The sequence below is a fragment of the Methylobacterium sp. AC315 genome (assembly GCF_979253755.1).
The window spans coordinates 60,342-80,285 of record NZ_CEEDEA010000005.1 but is presented as its reverse complement, the minus strand read 5'-3'; the positions used below and the strand labels follow the sequence as shown (position 1 = coordinate 80,285).

Annotated in this window: 21 protein-coding genes; 5 read left to right on the top strand and 16 right to left on the bottom strand. The window is 67.9% G+C overall.

What is annotated here, in order from left to right; genetic code table 11:
- The first annotated feature begins 556 nt into the window (after positions 1-556).
- The 3 genes from xoxF1 (at position 557) to AC0IY0_RS10485 (ending at position 3,963) form a co-directional block, all read left to right on the top strand.
- The gene (xoxF1, locus tag AC0IY0_RS10495; RefSeq protein ID WP_147906597.1) at positions 557-2,362 is read left to right on the top strand and encodes a lanthanide-dependent methanol dehydrogenase XoxF1; all 1,806 of its coding nucleotides are present in this window, start codon (positions 557-559) and stop codon (positions 2,360-2,362) included.
- 132 nt (positions 2,363-2,494) lie between these two features.
- Entirely contained in the window at positions 2,495-3,106 is a 612-nt protein-coding gene (locus AC0IY0_RS10490; RefSeq protein ID WP_147906598.1) for a c-type cytochrome, methanol metabolism-related, read from the top strand.
- Entirely contained in the window at positions 3,106-3,963 is an 858-nt protein-coding gene (locus AC0IY0_RS10485) for a substrate-binding domain-containing protein (RefSeq protein ID WP_471763749.1), read from the top strand. The genes AC0IY0_RS10490 and AC0IY0_RS10485 overlap by 1 nt, the downstream gene beginning before the upstream one ends.
- Positions 3,964-4,009: 46 nt before the next feature.
- On the opposite strand, the gene folK is transcribed toward AC0IY0_RS10485, so the two are convergent.
- From folK to AC0IY0_RS10405, 16 genes are all read right to left on the bottom strand, one after another.
- Positions 4,010-4,480: a 2-amino-4-hydroxy-6-hydroxymethyldihydropteridine diphosphokinase gene (folK, locus tag AC0IY0_RS10480; protein ID WP_147906600.1), complete on the bottom strand. Its 471-nt coding sequence runs from the start codon at positions 4,478-4,480 to the stop codon at positions 4,010-4,012.
- Entirely contained in the window at positions 4,477-4,854 is a 378-nt protein-coding gene (folB, locus tag AC0IY0_RS10475) for a dihydroneopterin aldolase (RefSeq protein WP_147906601.1), read from the bottom strand. Before folB ends, folK begins: the two co-directional genes overlap by 4 nt.
- Positions 4,851-5,687 carry a dihydropteroate synthase gene (folP, locus tag AC0IY0_RS10470; protein ID WP_471763748.1) on the bottom strand — a complete coding sequence of 279 codons (837 nt, stop codon included), beginning with the start codon at positions 5,685-5,687 and terminating at the stop codon, positions 4,851-4,853. Before folP ends, folB begins: the two co-directional genes overlap by 4 nt.
- An 88-nt stretch (positions 5,688-5,775) precedes the next feature.
- Positions 5,776-6,138, bottom strand: a complete 363-nt coding sequence (locus AC0IY0_RS10465) for a hypothetical protein (protein WP_147906603.1) — start codon at positions 6,136-6,138, stop codon at positions 5,776-5,778.
- Entirely contained in the window at positions 6,119-6,829 is a 711-nt protein-coding gene (locus AC0IY0_RS10460) for a hypothetical protein (RefSeq protein WP_419830401.1), read from the bottom strand. Before AC0IY0_RS10460 ends, AC0IY0_RS10465 begins: the two co-directional genes overlap by 20 nt.
- Positions 6,826-7,971, bottom strand: coding sequence for a pyrroloquinoline quinone biosynthesis protein PqqE (gene pqqE, locus AC0IY0_RS10455; RefSeq protein WP_419830400.1), 1,146 nt, complete (start codon positions 7,969-7,971; stop codon positions 6,826-6,828). Before pqqE ends, AC0IY0_RS10460 begins: the two co-directional genes overlap by 4 nt.
- Positions 7,968-9,065, bottom strand: coding sequence for a pyrroloquinoline-quinone synthase PqqC (pqqC, locus tag AC0IY0_RS10450; RefSeq protein ID WP_471763747.1), 1,098 nt, complete (start codon positions 9,063-9,065; stop codon positions 7,968-7,970). Before pqqC ends, pqqE begins: the two co-directional genes overlap by 4 nt.
- Positions 9,066-9,246: 181 nt before the next feature.
- Complete coding sequence (pqqB, locus tag AC0IY0_RS10445) at positions 9,247-10,146, bottom strand: pyrroloquinoline quinone biosynthesis protein PqqB (RefSeq protein WP_471763746.1); 900 nt, start codon at positions 10,144-10,146, stop codon at positions 9,247-9,249.
- Positions 10,147-10,180: 34 nt separating this feature from the next.
- Positions 10,181-10,270, bottom strand: a complete 90-nt coding sequence (pqqA, locus tag AC0IY0_RS10440; protein WP_007564431.1) for a pyrroloquinoline quinone precursor peptide PqqA — start codon at positions 10,268-10,270, stop codon at positions 10,181-10,183.
- Positions 10,271-10,493: 223 nt separating this feature from the next.
- Positions 10,494-11,198 carry a response regulator transcription factor gene (locus tag AC0IY0_RS10435; protein ID WP_147906608.1) on the bottom strand — a complete coding sequence of 235 codons (705 nt, stop codon included), beginning with the start codon at positions 11,196-11,198 and terminating at the stop codon, positions 10,494-10,496.
- The gene (locus tag AC0IY0_RS10430; RefSeq protein WP_147906609.1) at positions 11,195-12,829 is read right to left on the bottom strand and encodes a sensor histidine kinase; all 1,635 of its coding nucleotides are present in this window, start codon (positions 12,827-12,829) and stop codon (positions 11,195-11,197) included. The genes AC0IY0_RS10435 and AC0IY0_RS10430 overlap by 4 nt, the downstream gene beginning before the upstream one ends.
- A gap of 79 nt (positions 12,830-12,908) precedes the next feature.
- Positions 12,909-13,115: a hypothetical protein gene (locus AC0IY0_RS10425; RefSeq protein ID WP_007564437.1), complete on the bottom strand. Its 207-nt coding sequence runs from the start codon at positions 13,113-13,115 to the stop codon at positions 12,909-12,911.
- A gap of 84 nt (positions 13,116-13,199) precedes the next feature.
- The gene (locus AC0IY0_RS10420) at positions 13,200-13,994 is read right to left on the bottom strand and encodes a formylmethanofuran dehydrogenase subunit C (protein WP_147937865.1); all 795 of its coding nucleotides are present in this window, start codon (positions 13,992-13,994) and stop codon (positions 13,200-13,202) included.
- A 3-nt stretch (positions 13,995-13,997) separates the two neighbouring features.
- Positions 13,998-14,945 carry a formylmethanofuran--tetrahydromethanopterin N-formyltransferase gene (gene fhcD / locus AC0IY0_RS10415; RefSeq protein WP_147906611.1) on the bottom strand — a complete coding sequence of 316 codons (948 nt, stop codon included), beginning with the start codon at positions 14,943-14,945 and terminating at the stop codon, positions 13,998-14,000.
- A gap of 27 nt (positions 14,946-14,972) precedes the next feature.
- Positions 14,973-16,604, bottom strand: a complete 1,632-nt coding sequence (locus AC0IY0_RS10410) for a formylmethanofuran dehydrogenase subunit A (RefSeq protein ID WP_419830398.1) — start codon at positions 16,602-16,604, stop codon at positions 14,973-14,975.
- Positions 16,598-17,677: a formyltransferase gene (locus AC0IY0_RS10405; protein WP_471763745.1), complete on the bottom strand. Its 1,080-nt coding sequence runs from the start codon at positions 17,675-17,677 to the stop codon at positions 16,598-16,600. The genes AC0IY0_RS10410 and AC0IY0_RS10405 overlap by 7 nt, the downstream gene beginning before the upstream one ends.
- 300 nt (positions 17,678-17,977) lie before the next feature.
- Here AC0IY0_RS10405 and AC0IY0_RS10400 point away from each other — a divergent pair, with 300 nt between their 5' ends.
- The gene (locus tag AC0IY0_RS10400; protein WP_471763888.1) at positions 17,978-18,958 is read left to right on the top strand and encodes a beta-ribofuranosylaminobenzene 5'-phosphate synthase family protein; all 981 of its coding nucleotides are present in this window, start codon (positions 17,978-17,980) and stop codon (positions 18,956-18,958) included.
- A gap of 91 nt (positions 18,959-19,049) precedes the next feature.
- Entirely contained in the window at positions 19,050-19,943 is an 894-nt protein-coding gene (locus AC0IY0_RS10395) for an NAD(P)-dependent methylenetetrahydromethanopterin dehydrogenase (RefSeq protein WP_147906614.1), read from the top strand.
- Position 19,944: the final 1 nt, after the last annotated feature.

The window sequence follows — 19,944 nt, the reverse complement described above, 5'->3', positions numbered from 1 at the left end:
GCGGCGGGACTACAAGCCGTCTTCAACCCACGAAAACGCCGCCATTTCCCAAGCTCGACCATTTCGCACCGCGATTGGCCAAGCTCTCAGCCTGCGCCCTGAATACCGGTTATGGTCACGCTCATCAGGCAGTCGGAGCATAGTGGAACGAGCCGGGCGGCCTGGGCGTGCAAGAACTGCATGGACAGCGCGCTCTGCAGCCTGAGACGGGCCCAAATAGCCGCACCCCAGCTTGTGCAGCGCAGCATTCCACATTGCACAGCAATGACATTCGCGCGTGTTTTGTTACGCACAAAGAAGCTTTCACCGTATCCCCAAGGCTCAGCAACATCGAGTTGACGGCGCTCAAAAATCTCTTAAGGTCCGGGCAAGCTTCGGTTTCGAGGGAGCCGCCTCAGGGATGGCGGCTCCTGGCGAGGGGATCTTTCGATCTCCTCAAGTCCGCTACGCCCGCTACCGAAGCGTCCATCCCTGTCGCAAACAGTCAGGTCGGGGTCCGAGCGACGCCACTCTCTAAGTGCGTCTGTACGACTCTTAAGACTTGTCGGAGGAACCCATGAGAGCGGTACATCTCCTCGCGCTCGGCGCAGGTGTCGCGGCTATCGCCGCGCCGGCGCTGGCCAACGAAAGCGTCCTGAAGAGCATCGCCAACCCGGCGGAACAAGCGCTTCAGACGGTCGACTACGGCAACACCCGTTATTCGAAGCTCGATCAGATCACCTCGGCGAACGTGAAGAACCTCCAGGTTGCCTGGACCTTCTCGACCGGCGTGCTGCGCGGCCACGAGGGCTCGCCGCTCGTGATCGGCAACATGATGTACGTGCACACGCCGTTCCCGAACATCGTGTACGCCCTGGACCTCGACCACGAGGCCAAGATCGTCTGGAAGTACGAGCCGAAGCAGGATCCGTCCGTGATCCCGGTCATGTGCTGTGACACGGTCAACCGCGGCCTCGCCTATGCCGACGGCACCATCCTGCTGCACCAGGCCGACACCACCCTCGTGTCGCTCGATGCCAAGACCGGCAAGGTGAACTGGTCCGTCGTCAACGGCGACCCGAAGAAGGGCGAGACCAACACCGCCACGGTTCTGCCCGTGAAGGACAAGGTCATCGTCGGCATCTCGGGCGGCGAGTTCGGCGTGCAGTGCCACGTCACCGCCTACGACCTGAAGACCGGCAAGAAGGTGTGGCGCGGCTACTCCATCGGCCCGGACGACCAGATGCTGGTCGACCCGGAGAAGACCACCTCGCTCGGCAAGCCGGTCGGCAAGGATTCTTCGCTGAAGACCTGGGAAGGCGATCAGTGGAAGACCGGCGGCGGCTGCACCTGGGGCTGGTTCTCGTACGACCCCAAGCTCGACCTGATGTACTACGGCTCGGGCAACCCCTCGACCTGGAACCCCAAGCAGCGTCCGGGCGACAACAAGTGGTCGATGACCATCTGGGCGCGTAACCCAGATACCGGCGTCGCCAAGTGGGTCTACCAGATGACCCCGCACGACGAGTGGGACTACGACGGCATCAACGAGATGATCCTCACGGATCAGAAGGTTGACGGCAAGGAGCAGCCGCTCCTGACCCACTTCGACCGTAACGGCTTCGGCTACACGCTGAACCGCGAGACCGGCGCCCTCCTGGTCGCCGAGAAGTTCGATCCGGCCGTCAACTGGGCGACCAAGGTCGACATGGACAAGGGTTCGAAGAACTACGGCCGGCCGCTGGTCGTGTCGAAGTACTCGACCGAGCAGAACGGCGAGGATACCAACTCCAAGGGTATCTGCCCGGCGGCCCTCGGCACCAAGGATCAGCAGCCTGCTGCCTTCTCGCCGAAGACCAACCTGTTCTACGTGCCCACCAACCACGTCTGCATGGACTACGAGCCGTTCCGGGTGACCTACACCCCGGGCCAGCCCTACGTCGGTGCGACCCTGTCGATGTACCCGGCCCCGAACTCGCACGGCGGCATGGGTAACTTCATCGCCTGGGACGGCGTCAACGGTAAGATCAAGTGGTCCAACGCCGAGCAGTTCTCGGTGTGGTCCGGTGCTCTCGCCACCGCCGGTGACGTGGTGTTCTACGGTACCCTCGAAGGTTACCTGAAGGCTGTCGACGACAAGACCGGCAAGGAGCTGTTCAAGTTCAAGACGCCGTCGGGCATCATCGGTAACGTGATGACCTACCAGCTCAAGGGCAAGCAGTACGTGGGCGTCCTGTCGGGCGTCGGCGGCTGGGCCGGCATCGGCCTCGCGGCCGGTCTGACCGACCCGAACGCCGGTCTCGGCGCGGTGGGCGGCTACGCAGCCCTCTCGCAGTACACCAACCTCGGTGGTCAGCTGACCGTCTTCGCTCTGCCGAACTAATCGGCCGCAGGGTTTAGGTGTCGAAATGGTGCCGGCGCGGGTTTCCGCGCCGGCATCCTTGTGATTAGAATTCGTCGTAAGAGGCTACGGCTCCAAGCGAGACGAAGGGCCTCGCTCCAGGGAGACTACGCGTTGCACAACCTCAGCAACATCGTCACGCGGCCGTTTCTCGCCGCCCTCGCCCTAGCGACCGTTTCCGCGGTTGCCGTACATGCTGAGGATGCCAAGCCTGCCGATCCGGCTCTCGCCAATTCGCTGAACGCGAACGACAAGACCGCCGAGCAGGACCCCGCTCTACTTAAGAAGAACGCCGCCGTTAAGGTCGAGGACGGCAAGTACGTCGACGCAGACGGCCATCCGACGTACCACGTCACCAACGATGGCAAGAAGCTCGACTGGTACACCTACTCCGGTTACCGCCGCTATCACGCCGAGTGCCACGTCTGCCACGGCCCTGATGGCATGGGCTCGACCTACGCGCCGGCCCTGAAGGACTCGCTGAAGCACCTCTCGTATGAGGAGTTCATCGGCATCCTGGTGGGCGGCAAGCAGGACATCAGCGCATCCGAGCAGAAGGTCATGCCGGCCTTTGGCGATAACAAGAACGTCATGTGCTACTCGGACGATCTCTACACCTACCTCAAGGCCCGGGCCGATGGCGCGGTTGGCCGCGTTCGTCCCTCCGACCACGAGGACAAGCCTGAGACCGCCCGGAAGGCCGAGAAGGAGTGCATGGGCGGCTGATGTCCTCCCCTGCATTGTCCTTTACCCGGACGCTCGCCCTCTGCGCCCTGTCGATGACGGTGGCGCAGGGGGCTGCAGCGCAGCATCTACCGGACACGGTTACGACCGATGTGCTGCGCGTCTGCGGCGATCCCGGCAACATGCCGTTTTCCGAGCGTAAGGAAGACGGCTTCGAGAACAAGATCGCGGCGATCATCGCCGACGAACTGAAGATCAAGGTCCGCTACTACTGGCTGACCCAGGGTCCCGGCTTCGTGCGCAACACGCTGGGCACCGGCCTGTGCGACCTGATCATGGGCCAGGCCTTCGGCAGCGACCTCGTCCAGACCACCAATCCTTATTATCGCTCGTCCTACGTGCTCGTCACCCGCATGGGAGAACTCGACGGCATCACCGCCCTCGACGATCCGCGGCTGAAAGGTAAGGCGATCGGGGTCATCGCCGGCACACCGCCGGTGAACCGGATGGGTGATCTCGGCCTCGTCTCGACCATGAAGGCCTACGCGCCCTATCAGCTCGATCCGGCCCGCAAGTACCAGACCGTCGGCGCCGAGATCGTCGGGGGGCTGGCTGCCAAGGACATCGATGCAGCGGTGCTCTGGGGACCTGCTGCAGGATGGCTTGCGAAGCAATCCGGAACGCCCATGACGGTGACGCCCCTGCTCAAGGAGCCCTCCCGTCCGCCTATGGCCTACCGGATCGCCATGGGTGTGCGCCTCGGCGAGAACGACTGGAAGCGCTCGCTCAATACGGTCCTGCGCAAGCGCAAAGCAGACATCGATCAGGTACTGCGCGACTACGACGTGCCGCTCCTCGACGACGAGGCCAACGAAATGGCCGAACCCGGCGCGAAGTAGGCCACGCTTCGGGCTTGCGGGCTGACAGCCGCCCGCAAGCCTCGGCTCAGACTCGCGTGATCCCGGTGCGGTCGAGCTTGGCCAGGGCATCGGCGACGCGCTCGCCGCCGATCACGAGATCCGGGGCGATCTCGGCCAGTGGCACCAGCACGAAGGCACGCTCCCGCACATGACGGTGGGGCAGAACCAGCCGCGCGTCGTCCACCGTTGCTCCCTCGTACGCCAGCACGTCGACGTCGATCACCCGGGGGCCCCAGCGCTCCTCGCGGATGCGCCCGAGCGCATGCTCGACGCCGAGGCAGGCATCGAGCAGCCCATGCGGATCGAGCGTCGTATCGACGGCCACCGCACCGTTGAGAAACCAGGGCTGATCGGTCTTGCCCCAGGGCGGCGTCCGATAGTCGGCCGAGCGGGCGACCACGTCGATGCCGGGCGTCGCGGCAAGCCCCGCGACCGCACGGTCGAGCATCGCGGCCATGTCGCCTATGTTGCTGCCGATGCCGAGATACGCCCTCATGCGCGGGCTCCGCGGTGGCGCGTGATCTCGACGCTGACCCCATCCAGGATCGCGGGCACCGGCGCGCTCGGCTTGTCGATGCGGATCGTGATCGCTTCAACCATGGCGTGGCGTTCGAGGATCGTGGCCGCGATCGTCTCGGCGAGAGCCTCGATGAGGTTGAACCGGCGCTCCGTCGCGATCATGACGGCGATCTCGGTGAGGTCCGCGTAGCTGACCGTGTGGGCGACGTCGTCTGAGCGACCGGCCGGCGCAAGGTCGAGCCGCGCATCGATCGAAATGTAGAAGCGCTGACCGAGCACGGCTTCCTCAGGCAGCACGCCGTGGCGCCCGAACACCGCGATGCGGGCGACGCCGATCCGGTCCGTGCTCATCGGGCGTCCGGCCGCATGACGGCGTCGACAACCCGAACGGCATCGACATGGGCCGCGACGTCGTGGACCCGCACGATGTCGGCTCCGAGCGTGGCGGCGAGGGCATGGGCTGCGAGCGATCCGTAGAGCCGGTCCGCCGGCCGGGTTTCACGGTCGTGCAGTCGGCCGAGCAGCGATTTGCGGGAGACTCCAACCAGGACGGGAAAGCCCAGGGCCCGGATCTCGGGAAGGCGCCGCAGCACGTCCAGGTGCTGCGTCCAGGTCTTGCCGAAGCCGACGCCAGGATCGAGCACGATGTCGCGCTCCGGAATGCCGGCCCGCCGGGCGATGTCGAGCGAGCGCTCGAAGAAGGTCAGCAGGTCCGAGATGATATCCAGATCCGCGTCAATGGTCTCACGGTTGTGCATGATCACCACGGGGGCGCCGTGTGCGGCTGCCACGGAGGCGATGTCGGGCTCTCGCTGGAGGCCCCAGACGTCGTTGACGATGCGCGCGCCCGCTTCGAGCGCGAGACGCGCGGTGGACGCCTTGTAGGTATCGATCGAGATCGGGACAGTCAGGCCGGGTGCCACCGCCCGGATCACCGGCAGGACGCGGGCCTGCTCCTCCTCGGCCGGGACGGGAATGTGGCCCGGCCGGGTCGATTCACCGCCGATATCGAGGATCGCGGCGCCCTCGTCCACGAGGCGCTTCGCCTGGGCGACCGCCTCGGCCTCACCGGAGAACAGGCCGCCGTCGGAGAACGAATCGGGCGTGACGTTGAGGATGCCCATGACCAACGTGCGCGACCCGAGGCCGGGCAACAAATCGGACAGGCCGGGGGAGGGGGGCACGGATCGGGTCCCGTTCTCAGGAGTGGTTCGGGACCCGGTGTGATCGAAACCACAGGCCAGCGCAACGCCGGCCGTCATGGTCCGGTCATCAGCCGCGATAGCAGCGGATTTCCGCCTCGGCCTGCGCGCGCCGGAGATCGGCGACCTTGTCGTCGAAGATCTTGGTCGCCTTGAACTCGTTCGCCCGGTTGCCGATGCCCTGGCGCATCGACAGGACCGTGCTCGCCTGCACGTACTTGTCGTAGGGCAGGATCGCGGCGAGCTGGTCGAGTGAACAGGAGCAGCGCTGCATGCTCTCGCGGGTCTGGCCGTTGGCCGCCATGCAGCCGAAGACGTAATCGACCCGTGCGTCGGTGGGATAGTCGTTCTCTTCAGCCGCCCAACCGGCGAGGCCGGACAGGCACAGGGCGAGGGCGGCGAGCGCGCCGCGTTCAGCCAGCTTTCGGATCATAGCTCAGCTTCTCCTCGAGCAATTCGCCACCCTCGGCGTTCTTCGACGACGCCTCGATGGAGACGATCTCGCCAGGAACCGTCGGGGCGATGATGAAGGTGTAGATCATCTTGTCCATGCCGCGCATGCGCTGTTCCATGGCATCCTTGGCGAAGGGCTGGATCTCGACCCGCCAGCCGTCGACCTCGCGGCCGCCTACCGAGACCTTGGTCGGCGTCACGGTCGCGGCCTCGCGCAGTCCCTTACGGATGGCGAGCTTCAGGTAGCGCGGATTGGCCTCCAGCACCTTCGCCAGAGAGCGGAGGTGGTTCTCCAGGAACAGCGAGACCACCGGGTTGCCGCTCATGTCCTCAAAGGGACCGGCCGGCACGCGGTTCAGGCCGGAGAACATCATGACGCGGATGTCGCGTGCCTCCGGGCTCTTACCTGGCTCCAGCGTGAGCGTGAGCGTATCCGACAGGGGCGGCCCGAACGGTCCCTTGGCGATGCCCGACCGGCGCAGGTAATCGTACGTGATCGTCGAGCCGGGGGCCGCGTTCTTCATATGCGGCTGCTCGAACAGCAGATCGGCCGCACTGGGCGGGGCCGCCGCGTTGACCTGGGTGACCGCCGCGGGCTTGGGCGCATCTTCAGCAAACGCCGGCGCCGCGGCCAGCACCAGCGCGACGGCTGTCGTGGCAAGAAGCTTCACGAGTTGACGTCCTCCTTGAAAGGCGACCGGACGTTGCTGCCGATCGTCCGATACACATATTCCGGCGGCGTCTCAGCCGCTTCTTCGACGGCCAACGCCCGCACCTTGGCGTGGAGCGGCGAGAGCGAGCAGGCCGGATCGGTCGCCGCGGCATCCCCGGCGAGCGCCAGGGCCTGACAGCGGCAGCCGCCCCAATCCTTCTCCCGACGGTCGCAAGAGCGGCAGGGCTCCTTCATCCAGTCGGTCCCGCGATAGGCGGTGAAGGCTGGCGAATCCCGCCAGATCTCGCCCAGCGCGTGGTCGGTGACGTGCCAGAACTCGAGACCCGGGATCGTCTCGGCCGCGTGGCAGGGCAGGACTTTGCCCTGGGGCGTGACGTTCATCAGCTTGCGGCCCCAGCCGCCGGCACAGGCTTTCGGGTATTTCGCGTAGTAATCCGGCACGACGAGGTCGATGACGAGCTGACCCTTGAGCCGCTCACGTGCGGCCTCGACGATCCGGATTGAGGCATCGACCTGCGCCTTGTCGGGCATCAGGGCCGCGCGGTTGACGTAGGCCCAGCCGTAATACTGCGTGTGCGCCACTTCGAGGCGCTTGGCACCCATCTTCACGGCAAGGTCGATGAAGCCTTCGACCTCGTGGATGTTACCGCGATGGATCACCGAGTTCAGCGTCAGCGGCAGCCCCAGCTCGACCACCTTGGCGGCGAACTCGAATTTCTGCGGCTGCGCGTTCTTCAGGCCCCCGATCTTCTCCGCGTTCTGCGCATCGACGCCCTGCACCGAGAGCTGCACGTGGTCGAGCCCGACATCGTAGAGCGCCTGGAGCTTGCCCAGAGCACCGCCCACCCCGGAGGTGATCAGGTTCGAGTAGAGGCCGAGATCCGCGCAGGTCTTGGTGATCTCGACGATATCGTTGCGCGCCGTCGGCTCGCCCCCGGAGAGGTGGACATGGAGCACGCCGAGGCCGGACGCCTCCGTCAGGACACGCTGCCACGTGGCCGTGTCGAGCTCGCCGGAGCGACGGTCGAGCTCCAGCGGGTTCGAACAATAGGGGCAGCGCAACGGACAGCGGTGGGTCAGCTCGGCGAGCAGGCCCACCGGCGCTGGAACGTCCGGCCGGTTCGGCGTCAGTGCGTTCATCGCTCCAGGACCCGTTTTTCCGCCAGCCCGTCCAGCATCATCAGAATATCGGCCTCGATGGCCCGCGGATCGGCCGCATAGGTCCGGCCAAGCTCGTCGGCGATCGCGGCGACGCTGCGGTTCCCATCCACGAGCTTGAGCACCGCCACGGCGTTGTCGTCGAGGTCGAAGGTCCGCTCCGGAGCGAGCAGGACGTATTTGCCGCGGGTCTCGTCGTGGCGCAGCCGCACGCCTCGCGGAAGGCGCGGCCGGTCGTCGGCTGCCATCTTGCGAACGCCGGACCCCGCCGTCGCGACGGGTGCTTCCGCAACGAGACCGGTTCCCGGCGTCCACGCATCCGGCGGGATCATGCCGGGGTCGACATAGGCGAAATAGAGGGCGTCGAGCTGGGTCCAGAGCACGTTGCACTTGAACGTCAGCGCGGCCATCGCCTGCCGCTGCAGGTCCGGCGTCGTCGCATGCGTCTTCACGTAATCGAGGGCGAAGTCTGCATCACGCGGTGCCTGGGTCAGGCGCTTGTCGAAATACGCCAGCGTGTCCTTGGTGATGAAGTCGTAGTTCTTCAGCATCCCGGCGACGCGCTCCGAGATGATCGTCGGCGAGAACATCTCGGTGAGCGACGAGGCGATCGCCTCCAGCAGGCTCTTCTCGGCGACGAAGTGGACGTAGGCCTCGACGGAAAACTTCGTGGCCGACAGGATGCCACGGGTCGACAGCACGTAATCCCGGTCGAACCCGACACCCTCGGCGAGCTTCAGCCAGCGCTCGATGCCCCCGTCGCCCGGATGGTCACCGTCGTGATCGACGATGCGCTGGCGCCAGATCCGCCGCAGGGACGCGTCGGTCATCCGTGCGAGCACGGCGGCGTCCTTCACCGGGATCATCGCCTGATAATAGTAGCGGTTCAACGCCCAGGCCCGGACCTGATCCTTCGAGAGCTTGCCGTCGTGCAGGAGCCGGTGGAACGGATGCAGGATGTGGTACCGACGCGCGCCGATGTCGCGCAGAGCTGCCTCAAGCTCGTCCGGGGAGAGCAGCCGCTGGCTCTCGGCAGAGTCGGGGGTCGACGAAGGGGTCGGGAAGACTGCGTTCATGGCGTTACCGGAATCCGTTCTCGGGTCGCGTTTCCTGTACTCCGATCCCGCCCTCTGCGCGGGAACCATCCCGAGTGCCGGCAACGACCGTTCAGAATGATGCCCCGCCGGGGCGAATGTCCGGGCTCGATCCCGATATAGTGCCGGCTCGGCCTGTACCCAACCGGTGGGCGAGATTGCCTCAGAGGGCGAGGCTCAGACCGTCATGGGCCACGGTCCAGCCGGCCGCCTCGACATCGGCGCGCTCCGGCGAACCTTCGACCAGGATCGGATTGGTGTTGTTGATGTGGACGAAGACGCGGCGGCCGAGCGAAACGCCGGCCAGCGCATCGATCGAGCCATTGTCGCCCCGCATCGGCACGTGCCCCATCCGCCAGCCGGTCTTGGTGCCGACGCCGGCACGGATCATGTCGTCATCGTGCAGGACGGTACCGTCGAACAGCAGAGCGTCCACGCCGGCGATCCGGTCCCTGAGCGCGTCCGTGACCCGGGCGCATCCGGGGATGTAGGCGAGGCGACGCCCGCCCGCCTCGATCAGCGCGCCCACGGTGGTCTCGGTCTCTGCGCCGATCTCCATGGTCTCGTCCTCGAGCCAGAGCGGCACCTTCCCGGGAACCGGGAACAGCGTGACGGACAGGCCGGGCATCGGCTCGAACCGCTGGTCCATGGCGATCGGTTGGCGGGCGACGACGCCCTCGGCCATCACGTCGAACACGCGGTTGGCGTTGACGGAGTCCAGAATGCCGCGGGTGGCGTACAGCGTATAGGGCTGGCCCTCGCGCAGGGTGAGCAGACCCGCCACGTGGTCGACGTCTCCGTTCGTCAGGAGCACGGACCGGATCGGCGAGTGGCGCAGTCCCTCGCGGGGATGCATCTGGGAATTGTCGAAGAGTTGTTGCCGGATATCCGGCGAGGCGTTGATCAGGAGCCAATCGGACCCGTTCGCGGAGACCGCGATGCTCGATTGGGTCCGTGGGCGCACCCGGTCCGGCTCGGACCGTGCAAGGGTGCAATTGGGGCAGCGGCAGTTCCACTGCGGGAGGCCGCCACCGGCAGCGGAGCCGAGAATCACGACGCGCATGGTGCGGTTCCCGCGATCCCCGGCCCCTGAAAACTTAGTTGAAGGTGTCGATCTCAGCCGACTCGTAGCTCGTCACTTCCATGCCGACACAGATCTCGGACACAACAGGGGCAGCCCACTTCATGGTGTTTCTCCTTGGCGGTATCCTCACCAGGCGTCTCGGGTTCCTAAGAGTACCCTAAGACACTGATGGCGCTCTGGTTTTCCGGCGCGCCACCGATATCGGCGATTCAGCAGCGGTCTTCAAGCACTAAGTTGCCGGATACTCCCAAATTTTTTGTGAGACTCTACCTAAATGCCCGGCTCACCATCAAAACCGTTACCGGATTCGACTTAAGTATAGTGGCTCATTGGCGGAAATCGGGACCGCGTAGTTCCAGCATGAAGCCCTTGCCCCGAACGGTGACCAATCCTGGCCCCCCGTACCGAACGAAGTCCGCCATCTTGGAGCGTAGATAGCCGATATAGACGTCGACCACGTTAAGGGAGAGGCCGCCCTGGCTGGCCCAGAGCCGGTCGAAGATATCGGCGCGGGACACCGGCTTGCCGATGCTCTCCATCAGCATGGCGAGGAGATCGGCCTCCCGCGGGGTCAGGCGCGCGCTGGCCTCGCCGCAGCTCGCCTGACGGGTGTCGAGATCGAGCAGCAGCCGCCCGGCACTGATCCGCGAGCGCGGCGCCTCGGCCTGCTCGCGCCGCATCAGGTGCGTCCGCAGGCGCGCCACGAGCTCGTCGAACACGAACGGCTTGATGATGTAGTCGTCGGCGCCGAGCGCCAGGCCCTCGGCCCGGTCGCGGATCTCGTCGCGCGCCGACAGGAACAGGATCGCGCCCGGGAAACCACCCTCACGCAGGGACCGGCAGACATCGTGGCCGGAGCCGTCGGGCAGGTTGATGTCGAGCAGGACGGCGCCGGGCGCAGGATCATGCGCCGCCTTCAACGCCTCGTCGACGCAGGCGGCGGTACCGACCTCGAACCCTTCGGCCTCCAGGCCGCGGGCCAATAGCCCCCGGATGTCGATATCGTCCTCGACGATCAGGATCCGCGTCATGCGGCTGGCTCCCTCACCTGCATGGTACTGGCCGTATTCCCAGCCGTGCCGCTCTCCCATGCCGGATCGAGCGCCGGGATGTCCAGGCTGACCCGAGCGCCGCGTCCGTCGGGGCCGGCCCCGAGGCGGATCGAGCCGCCATGCTGCTCGACGATCCAGCGCGCGAGCGCCAGGCCGATGCCGAAGCCGGTCTCGTCGGGGCTCGCTCCGGCGCCGCGGCGGAAACGCTCGAACAGCTCGGCCTCCGACGCGCCGAAGCCGGGCCCGTCATCGGTCACGGTTATCAGGGCGCGGGCTCCGGGCTCGCCCGACAACGCGACCTCGACCCGGGCCAGCCCCTTAGCGTGACGCAGGGCGTTGTCCACGAGGCTCTCCACCGTCTGGCGCATCCACTCGCGGTCGGCCAGGCACTCGACGTCCTGGGTGCCGGGATCGAGGCTGAGGCCGACGCGACGTCGGGCCGCCTCCGAGGCCATGTTGTCGACGGCCTCGGCCAGCACCGAGGCGAGCCCGAGCGGACGCTTGTCGAACTCGATCTCCCCGGATTCCGACCGCGCAACGCGCAGCAGATCCTCGACCCGAAGCTTCAACCGCTGCGCCCGCTTCCGGATCGTCGCGAAGACCGGCGCCGGATCCGCACCCCGGGACGCACCACGCAGCGCCAGATCGCATTCGCCGAGGATGACTGTGAGCGGCGTGCGCAACTCGTGGCTGACATCGGCGAAAAAGCGCCGGCGGGAGCGATCCACGGCCTCCAGGCGGGCGTTGGCGGCCCGCAGGTCCGCGGTGCGGGTCGCCACGGTGTCCTCTAGGGCAGCACGGTCGGCCACCACCCGGGATTCGCGCCGGGCGAGGCGTGCGGCCATGCGGTTGACGTTGGTCATCAGCAGCCCGAGTTCGTCGCGGGTCGCCACCGATAGGCGCGTATCGAGGGCACCGTGGCCGATGGCGCTCGCCGCCCGACGGACCTCCTCGATCCGCGCTAAGGTCGGGCGGGTGACTCCGCGATAGAGAACCGCCAGGAGCACGAGGGCCGCCGCAACCGCCGAGGCTGCGGCCACGCGCAGACGCGCCGACAGGGCGCGGGCCTGTTCCGACCCGAGCGCCATGCTGCGCCGCTCCGCCTCGATCAGGAACGACAGCGGCTGGCCGGTCATCGCCCCGAAGCCGTTGAGCGCACCCTTGATCGCGTCCTGACGCTTCTCGGGTTCGGTCTGCCGGTTGATCCGCGCGACCTGACGGTCGAGCACGACCCGGGCGGCGCGCAGCTGCGCCATCGGTCGCGTCCGGGCGGCGTATTGCATGCGGTCGGCCGGGTCGTCGCTCGGCGGGAAACTCTGGGCCAGCGCCTCGTCGACCGTGGTGAGCGCCCGGTCGGCATTATCGCGGGCGATCGCCATGGCCTCGGGCTGCCCGTCGGGATTGCCGACCGTCTCCACCGCCGCGAGGCCGAACTGAGTGAGGCGGCCGGACAACTCGGCCAGCAGCTCGAGACGGCGCTGCGCTTCGAGGGTGCGGTCAACCGTCCGTTCGGCCGCCGCGATCGAGGCCAACGCCGCGAGGGCCGCCAGCATCACCACGATCGCGGTGCCACCGAGCAGCAGCGCGAAACGGAGTTTCAGCGAGCGCATCGGTGCCGCCCGGCCGGGGCTCGTCGCCGGCAACCGGCCGCCCGGAGACCCGGCGCCGGGAGGCGGTCTCGGGACGCGCTCACAGGTTTTTCGGCAGGCTGCCGCGCGCGGCGCAGCGCCAGCGCTCGACATGCCAGTCCGGATGGGCGGCCTGCCAGGTCGCCAGCGCGCTCTGCGAATGGCGCAGGCAGATGAACGGGTTCGAGCCCTCGTAGGACATTTCGATCCTGTCCTCGCGGCAGGTCGAGGGCTGGGCGACGAGACAGATCGACAGAAGCAGGAGCATGGGCGTCTCCCCAATGTGCCGGCCTCGTACGGGCCCGCTTGGACAGAGCATATGCCGCGTGCGGCCGCTCTGCCCAGGGTGACGTCAGGACGCGACCCAGATCTCGCCCTTGGCGAGGGTCGCGAGGTCGCCGGAATAGCGCCGCAGCGGCCGATCGAGCAGCGCGGCATGCTCCGCGCTGAGGCCCCGGAGTGATTTTCCAAGCAGCTTCAGGAAGACGAGATCGTGCGTCCCGGTCTCAACGAAGGTCGGCGACAACCGTCCGTGCGAACCGATCAGTAGGGTTCCACGGCGCATGCCGTAGCCCGGATGGTCCCCGACGGTCAGGGCGGCCAACGTCCCCGCGATCATCCGGGAGCCGGCATAGGCACCCGCCCGGCCAGCCAGGAGGATCCCGCGCCGCATCCGGTCGCCGAGATGCGCGCCTGCCGTTCCGCGGATGATCAGCGTCGCACCATCGAGGCCGGCCTTGGCCGCGTACACGGCACCGCCCGCATAATCGCCGGCATCGCCGTCGATCGTGATGGCGCCACCGGTGGCGCCGGAGCCCGCATAGGGTCCGGCATCGCCGGTCACGGTCAGGCTGCCGCCGGCCATGCCCTCACCGAGGCGCTGGCCGACATTGCCGGTCACGCGGATCGCTCCCTCGGACAGGGCAGCGCCGACCCGGTCGAGGCGCTCGTGGCCGCCCTCAATGGTCAGGGTGTCGGAGCCGTCCAGCGAGACGGAGAAGCAGTCGCCGAGACGCACGCCGGTGCGGGATGTCCCGATCTCCAGGCGTTCGGCGTCGGCCTGGGAAAGCCGGCTCAGGGCCAGCGGATTGATGTTCAGGAAGTCGAGCCGCTCGGGCGGGGCCGCGCGCAGGGTGAGGGTGCTCAAGGCTCAGCCCTCCGTCTTGGTGTCGTCGCGCGCGAGCAAGTCGCGCAGATGGTAATGGTGACGGCCTAGATTGCCGCCGTAATTGCCCGCCGTCACGGCGATCAGCCCGTGCTTTCCGCCGATCTCGGTGGCGGCATGGAGGCCGGCGCGCATCGAGTCGGACACGCCCTGCGAGGTCAGGGCATCGATCACGATCTCCAGCACGACGCCGCAATCGGCTGGCAACGCCGAGCCGGCACGGCCCTTGAGGGTCGGGCAATAGGCATCGTTGGTCGAGGCCATCATGCCCTTGGTGCGGCCGCCGACCTTCGAGCCCGAACGGACGATGCCGCCCGGGAACGGCAGGATCGCACCTTGTACCGCCTTGGCCGCCTCAACGGCCGCCTCGGCGACGATCAGGGTTTCGGAATGGGTCCGGCCAAGGAACAGCAGGTTACCGCCGCCCACGGCGCCATCAACGGACCGGACCGAATCCTCGCAGAGGAACTCCCCGTCCATCACGGGGATGCGCCAGTAGCGCCGAAGCTTGCCGCTGGCGTCCGGCAGCCGCTTGGCGATGGCGAAGCCGTCACCGAAATACCGGATCGCGCCGCCGAGCTTGATCTTCGTCGGTCCGTCCACGCCGGCATAGCAGGCCGTGCCCGGGCAGGTGAGGATGCATTGACCCACGCGCTTGATCAGCTGGTCCTTGAGGCCGTTCGGCTCGAAGCCGAACAGCAGGATGCGCACGCCGTGCCGCCCGTCCGGGGTCTCGTCCGGCGACAGCACGGCATCGATGCCGGCCTCGGCGCCGCAGCCGATCACCGACGTGGCGAAGCCTGTCATGGTGGTCGCGGCGATCATCGCCCATTTGGCGGTGTCGTTGGTGACGATGATGGCGGTCCCGGCCACATCGAACGCCTCCGCGAAGGTGTCGATGATCGGGATGCCGTTGAGGCTGAGGTCAGACATGGTTGTTTCCGCCACTCGCCCCGCTGATCACGCCCGGCATGGCACCGCCTCGAAGGTGTCCGTATCTGCGTCGAACGCCGCGTCCGGGACAGCGAAGCTGTCGAGCCCCTCGCCGAACCGGTCCGTCAGGTAGGCGTCGGCGCGCTTGGCCATCGCCGGATCCGACTCGACCGAGAGCGAGAGCGTCCGGCCGGCGCGCCATTCCACCACCTCGCCATCCTCGACGATCGGCACGCCGTCCTTGAGGACCAGCTTTGCGGCCGTGAACATCGCCGTGCGGTCGGATGTGTCGCGGTAGACCGCCACGTCGGCACAGGCCCCGGGCCGCAGGTGGCCACGGTCGGCGAGTCCCAGCAGCTTGGCCGGGCCGGATCGCGTCAGCTGAGCGATTTCCGAGAGGCTGTATTCCCGCTCGAGAGTCGGCAGGCTGGACCGCTCCGCGACGATACCCGGCAGCGTCGCGATCTCGCGATCGCGCTCAGCTTTGTCCATCAGCCAGTGGATGATGCGCGGGTATTGCGTGAACGGGCCGCCGTTCGGGTGGTCGGTGGTGAGGATCGTGCGCTCCGGATCCGTGGAGAGCAACATGATCTCCAGACCGATCGCCCATTGCAGCGAGCTGGTCGGGCCGCGCGGCCGGTACAGGAACGGCACCACGCCGCCGCCTTCGGCATCGCCGGCGTTCAACACCCACTTCTTCGGCTTGGCACCCTTACGGCCGGCGAACTGCCGCAAGATGTCGAGCGAGACCGTTACGGTCTGTCCGAACACCACCTGCCCGATATCGAGGGTCGCGTTCGGGTTGTCGGCGATGGCCTGGGCGATGCGCTCGGCCGCGGAACGGAAGCCGCCACCCTCGGTGGCGCCGTAGGCATAGAACTGCGCATGGGCGAAGTGGATGCGTCGGCCTTCCGCGGCCTCCAGGGTCTCGATGAACGAATCGTCCGCGCCGGGCAGGCCGAGATTGTTGCAGTGGACGTGCAGCGGGTGCGGGACGCCGATCTCTTCGACCGCGTCGAGCAGCGACCCCATGATCTGCCGAGTCGAGAGACCGTAGACCGGAATCTCGTCATCGAGAGACAGGCGCAGCGCGCCGTCCTTGAAAGCGGATGCGCCGCCGGCGTTGATGCACTTGACGCCGAGGCCGCGCGAGGTGGCGACCGAGAGCGCCACGAGATCGCGGACGGCATTCCCGCCCTGCCGTTCGCGCAACAGCTGCAGAAGCTGGTCGTCGTTGCCCATCACGGTGAGCGCGCCGCGATCCAGCAACGGGATGTCGGCCAGTTCGAGCTGGGTCGCCAAGGCGTGTGTCGGCGGCATCGCCGGCTCGACCGCGGTGGTGTAGCCCATCCGCGCGTAGGTCGAGCCGATCCAGCCCGCAGCTCCGCCGGCATGCGCGAAAGGATGCCCCTCGGGCGAGGCCTCGCTGACATAGAGGTCGGGCAGGAGCAGGCGCGAGGTGATCACGTTGCCGCCGGCAATGTGCGAGTGCACCTCGACGCCCCCCGCCATCACGACGCAGCCGGACGCATCGATCACCCGATCGGGCGCCCGGCCGGCGGGCTCGACGATGCGGCCATCCTCGATCCAGACGTCGCCGACGGCATCGCGGGACGCGGTCGGATCGACGACGCGCCCGCCCCGGATCACGCTCAGCATGCGGGCTCACTCCTCGACACGGCGCCAGCTTCGACCAGGCGCTCCGCCAGAGCACCCAGTACCGACGCGGCGGACGGCAGGTCCGTCGGGGCCGAAGCCGGCCAATAGGTCAGCGCGGCGCGCTGCTCGTTCCACAAGACGCCGCCCAGGTCGCGTCCCGGACGGCCGACCGCAATCACCACGTCGGCGAGAGAGGCTTCCGCCTCGGCGACCAGCGCCACGGAGGGCACGGCAGCCAGCCAATCCGGCCGGTCCACTGGCAGCGCGGCGAGCCAGACGACGGCATCGACCTCGCCAGCGGCGACCTGCCGGGCGACATCGAAGCGCCACGGATCATGTTCGGGGACGCGGCGGCCGAACCCGCTGCGCGGCCCCTGCCCGGTCAACCAGGCGGCCACCGGCACGACGGCGCGGTCCTGATCCGGTCCAGCCACCGAGAGCGTGAAGCAACGCGTGGTCTCGTTCAGCTCCATGGCGAAGCCCTGGAGCATCTCCACGCCCAGTTCACCGAGCTCCGCGGGATCGTACAGCAGGACGCCGTACTGTGCGGCGGCGATCCGCGCGACGAGCTTGGCCTGCGGCGTGTCGCCCGCGAGATGGCCTTTGGCGTAAGCGCGCAGTTCCGCGACGGCCTCCGCCAGCCCGCCCGTAGCCGGGCAGGACAGCGCCGCCTGTGAGCCCTCCGGACCGGCTCCGAGGGCCAGGAGCGCCCGGTCCGAACCGGCAGCGCGCCCACGCGTGGGCTTCGATTCCGCCAAGCGTTTGATGAGTGGCGTATGCCAAGTGGCTGCGCCGACCACGAGCACGGCATCGGCCCGGCCGACCGCTTCGGCCGGCGTCGAGGTCATGGCGCCCACCCGGCTCAGCGAGCCTAGCTCGGCATACGTGCCGACCGCGCCAGCGGTATCGATGGAGGCGCCGATGCGCCCCGCGAGATCATAGGCCGCGCGGATCGCGGCGACGTCGGCACTCAGGCCGGCGATCACCGGCGCGCGCGCCTTGGCGAGCAAGGATACGGCCGCCTCGATGGCGGTGCCCGCGTCCGTCGCGCCACCCTTCACCCAGGCTGCCATGCTCCCTCACGCGACGTTCTTGTTTGGCTTCGGAGCGGGCGACGGCCGTAAGACCGGACGAAGCAGGTTCACTCCCGAAGGAGAATCCCGCCGGATCGGAATGGCTCGACCGCCCGACAGGTCCGGGCGGGCGGCAACTCGGCGCGCCGTCGCTGCCCTAGGTTTGCATTCATCCGCACGCCTCGGCAAGGGGGGTTCGCATTCTGGTTCGGCCGATCGGCCGCAAGATCCCGTTGCTTCGGCCGCCCGCCGCATGGGAAAAGCGCGCCGGTTCGGCGTGTGGATTTCGAAGACATGGGCGTGGGCGAGGTCCCCCAGCGGAACGAGGCGGCCGCTTCGAGCAGCACCATCCGAGTCGAGGCGCCCGCGCGGCTGCATTTCGGATTCCTGGACCTGCACGGCGGCCTGGGCCGCCGCTTCGGCAGCATCGGGCTGGCCATCGACACGCCCTCCCTGACGCTCACCGCCCGCCGGTCCGCACACCTGTCCGTCACCGGCGAGGAGGTCGAGCGCGTCCAGGGCTACGCCCGTGCGGCGGCGAGCCATCTCGGCGGGTCCGACGCGGTGGCGATCGCGGTCGAGCGGACGATCCCGGCGCACGCTGGATTCGGATCGGGCACGCAGCTCGCGCTGGCCGTGGCGGCCGCGATGGCGCGACTGAGCGGGGCTTCTTTCTCGGCGGCCGCGTTCTCCTCCAGCCTCGATCGCGGCAATCGGTCGGGGGTCGGGCTCAGTGCGTTTACCGAGGGCGGCTTGATCGTCGATGGCGGCCGCGGCCCCGATGGCGCAGCACCGCCGGTCACCGCGCGCCTCTCCTATCCCGAAGCCTGGCGGATCGTGCTCATCCTCGATCGGAGCATGGCCGGCGTGCACGGGACGCGGGAGGTAGAGGCGTTTCGCGACCTCCCGCGCTTCCCCGAGGCACAGGCGGCCGAGATCTGCCGGATCGTGCTGATGCAGGTCCTGCCGGCGGTCGCGCTCGCCGAGCCGCACGGCTTCGGCGCGGGAATCACCCGGATCCAGGATCTCATCGGCGATCATTTCGCCCCGCACCAGGGCGGCCGCTACGCCAGCGCCGCCGTCGCACAGGCCCTCGACCAAGCCGCCGCGCAGGGCGTGCCCGGCTACGGCCAATCGTCCTGGGGACCGACCGGATTCGCGCTGATGCCGTCTGAGGCCGACGCCCGGTCCCTGGTGGCAAGTCTCGACCGCGGCGGGCCGCTTCGCTTCCTGATTGCCCGCGGCCGCAACAGCGGCGCATCGATAACCACGGGGGACTGAACCGGCGGGTCCGGACTTGACCGCGGCACCCGCAGCGGGTTTGGACGGTCTGCAGGCGCAGGTTGATGCGCGCCAAACGGGATAGAACGTCATGGCCCGCTCGATCCTCCACATGCTGACGCCGCTCCGGCACATGAGCCCGTTCGACGTGAACATGGCCGTCGACGCCGGCTTCGAGACGGTGGTGACCTACACCGAGGTCAGCCTCGCCGACGTCGTGTCGCTGACCCAGGATTCGATCTTCTCGCGCTCTCCGGCAGACGGCACGCGGACCGGCATCTTCATCGGCGGCAAGAACGCCGAGGACGCCCTCGACATGGTCGACCGCGCCAAGAAGGCGTTCGTGCCGCCGTTCGTGAACCACGTCTTCGCCGATCCCGCCGGCTCGTTCACCACCGGCGCCGCCATGGTGGCGCAGGTCTCCCGGGCCCTCCGGCAGAAATTCGGCACCGATCTGACCGGCAAGCGCATCGTGATCTTCGGCGGCGCCGGCGTGGTCGCCTACGTGGCCGCGGTGATCGGCGCGCTTCAGGGCGCGCAGACCGTCCTGGTCGGCCATGACGGCGAGGAGCGGGTCTCCAAGATCGCCTTCACGATGAAGTGGCGCTTCGGCATCGAGGTCGGCGCCGTCGACGGGACGACACCGGAGGACCGCCGCGTCGCCATCCGGGACGCCGACGTGATCCTGTCGGCCGGGCCGGCCGGCATCCCGATCCTCTCGGCCGAGGATCTGAAATCCGCTCCGAAGCTTCTCGTCGCGTCCGACGTGAACGCGGTGCCGCCCGCCGGGATCGCCGGAATCGACGTCAACGCCGTCGACGTGCCGCTGCCGACCGGCAAGGGCGTGGGCATCGGCGCCCTCGCGGTGGGCAATGTGAAGTACCAGACCCAGCGCCGCCTGTTCGATCGGATGCTCGCCTCCGATACGCCGCTCTGCCTCGACTTCCGCGACGCCTACACGCTGGCCGTCGAGATCGCGGGCTGAG

Excerpts from the sequence above, each read along its gene's own strand:
- xoxF1 (WP_147906597.1), top strand. The coding sequence starts at position 557 with ATGAGAGCGGTACATCTCCTCGCGCTCGGCGCAGGTGTCGCGGCTATC.
- AC0IY0_RS10485 (WP_471763749.1), top strand. The coding sequence starts at position 3,106 with ATGTCCTCCCCTGCATTGTCCTTTACCCGGACGCTCGCCCTCTGCGCC.
- folK (WP_147906600.1), bottom strand. The coding sequence starts at position 4,480 with ATGAGGGCGTATCTCGGCATCGGCAGCAACATAGGCGACATGGCCGCG.
- folB (WP_147906601.1), bottom strand. The coding sequence starts at position 4,854 with ATGAGCACGGACCGGATCGGCGTCGCCCGCATCGCGGTGTTCGGGCGC.
- AC0IY0_RS10465 (WP_147906603.1), bottom strand. The coding sequence starts at position 6,138 with ATGATCCGAAAGCTGGCTGAACGCGGCGCGCTCGCCGCCCTCGCCCTG.
- pqqE (WP_419830400.1), bottom strand. The coding sequence starts at position 7,971 with ATGAACGCACTGACGCCGAACCGGCCGGACGTTCCAGCGCCGGTGGGC.
- pqqC (WP_471763747.1), bottom strand. The coding sequence starts at position 9,065 with ATGAACGCAGTCTTCCCGACCCCTTCGTCGACCCCCGACTCTGCCGAG.
- pqqB (WP_471763746.1), bottom strand. The coding sequence starts at position 10,146 with ATGCGCGTCGTGATTCTCGGCTCCGCTGCCGGTGGCGGCCTCCCGCAG.
- pqqA (WP_007564431.1), bottom strand. The coding sequence starts at position 10,270 with ATGAAGTGGGCTGCCCCTGTTGTGTCCGAGATCTGTGTCGGCATGGAA.
- AC0IY0_RS10435 (WP_147906608.1), bottom strand. The coding sequence starts at position 11,198 with ATGACGCGGATCCTGATCGTCGAGGACGATATCGACATCCGGGGGCTA.
- AC0IY0_RS10430 (WP_147906609.1), bottom strand. The coding sequence starts at position 12,829 with ATGCGCTCGCTGAAACTCCGTTTCGCGCTGCTGCTCGGTGGCACCGCG.
- AC0IY0_RS10425 (WP_007564437.1), bottom strand. The coding sequence starts at position 13,115 with ATGCTCCTGCTTCTGTCGATCTGTCTCGTCGCCCAGCCCTCGACCTGC.
- fhcD (WP_147906611.1), bottom strand. The coding sequence starts at position 14,945 with ATGTCTGACCTCAGCCTCAACGGCATCCCGATCATCGACACCTTCGCG.
- AC0IY0_RS10410 (WP_419830398.1), bottom strand. The coding sequence starts at position 16,604 with ATGCTGAGCGTGATCCGGGGCGGGCGCGTCGTCGATCCGACCGCGTCC.
- AC0IY0_RS10405 (WP_471763745.1), bottom strand. The coding sequence starts at position 17,677 with ATGGCAGCCTGGGTGAAGGGTGGCGCGACGGACGCGGGCACCGCCATC.
- AC0IY0_RS10395 (WP_147906614.1), top strand. The coding sequence starts at position 19,050 with ATGGCCCGCTCGATCCTCCACATGCTGACGCCGCTCCGGCACATGAGC.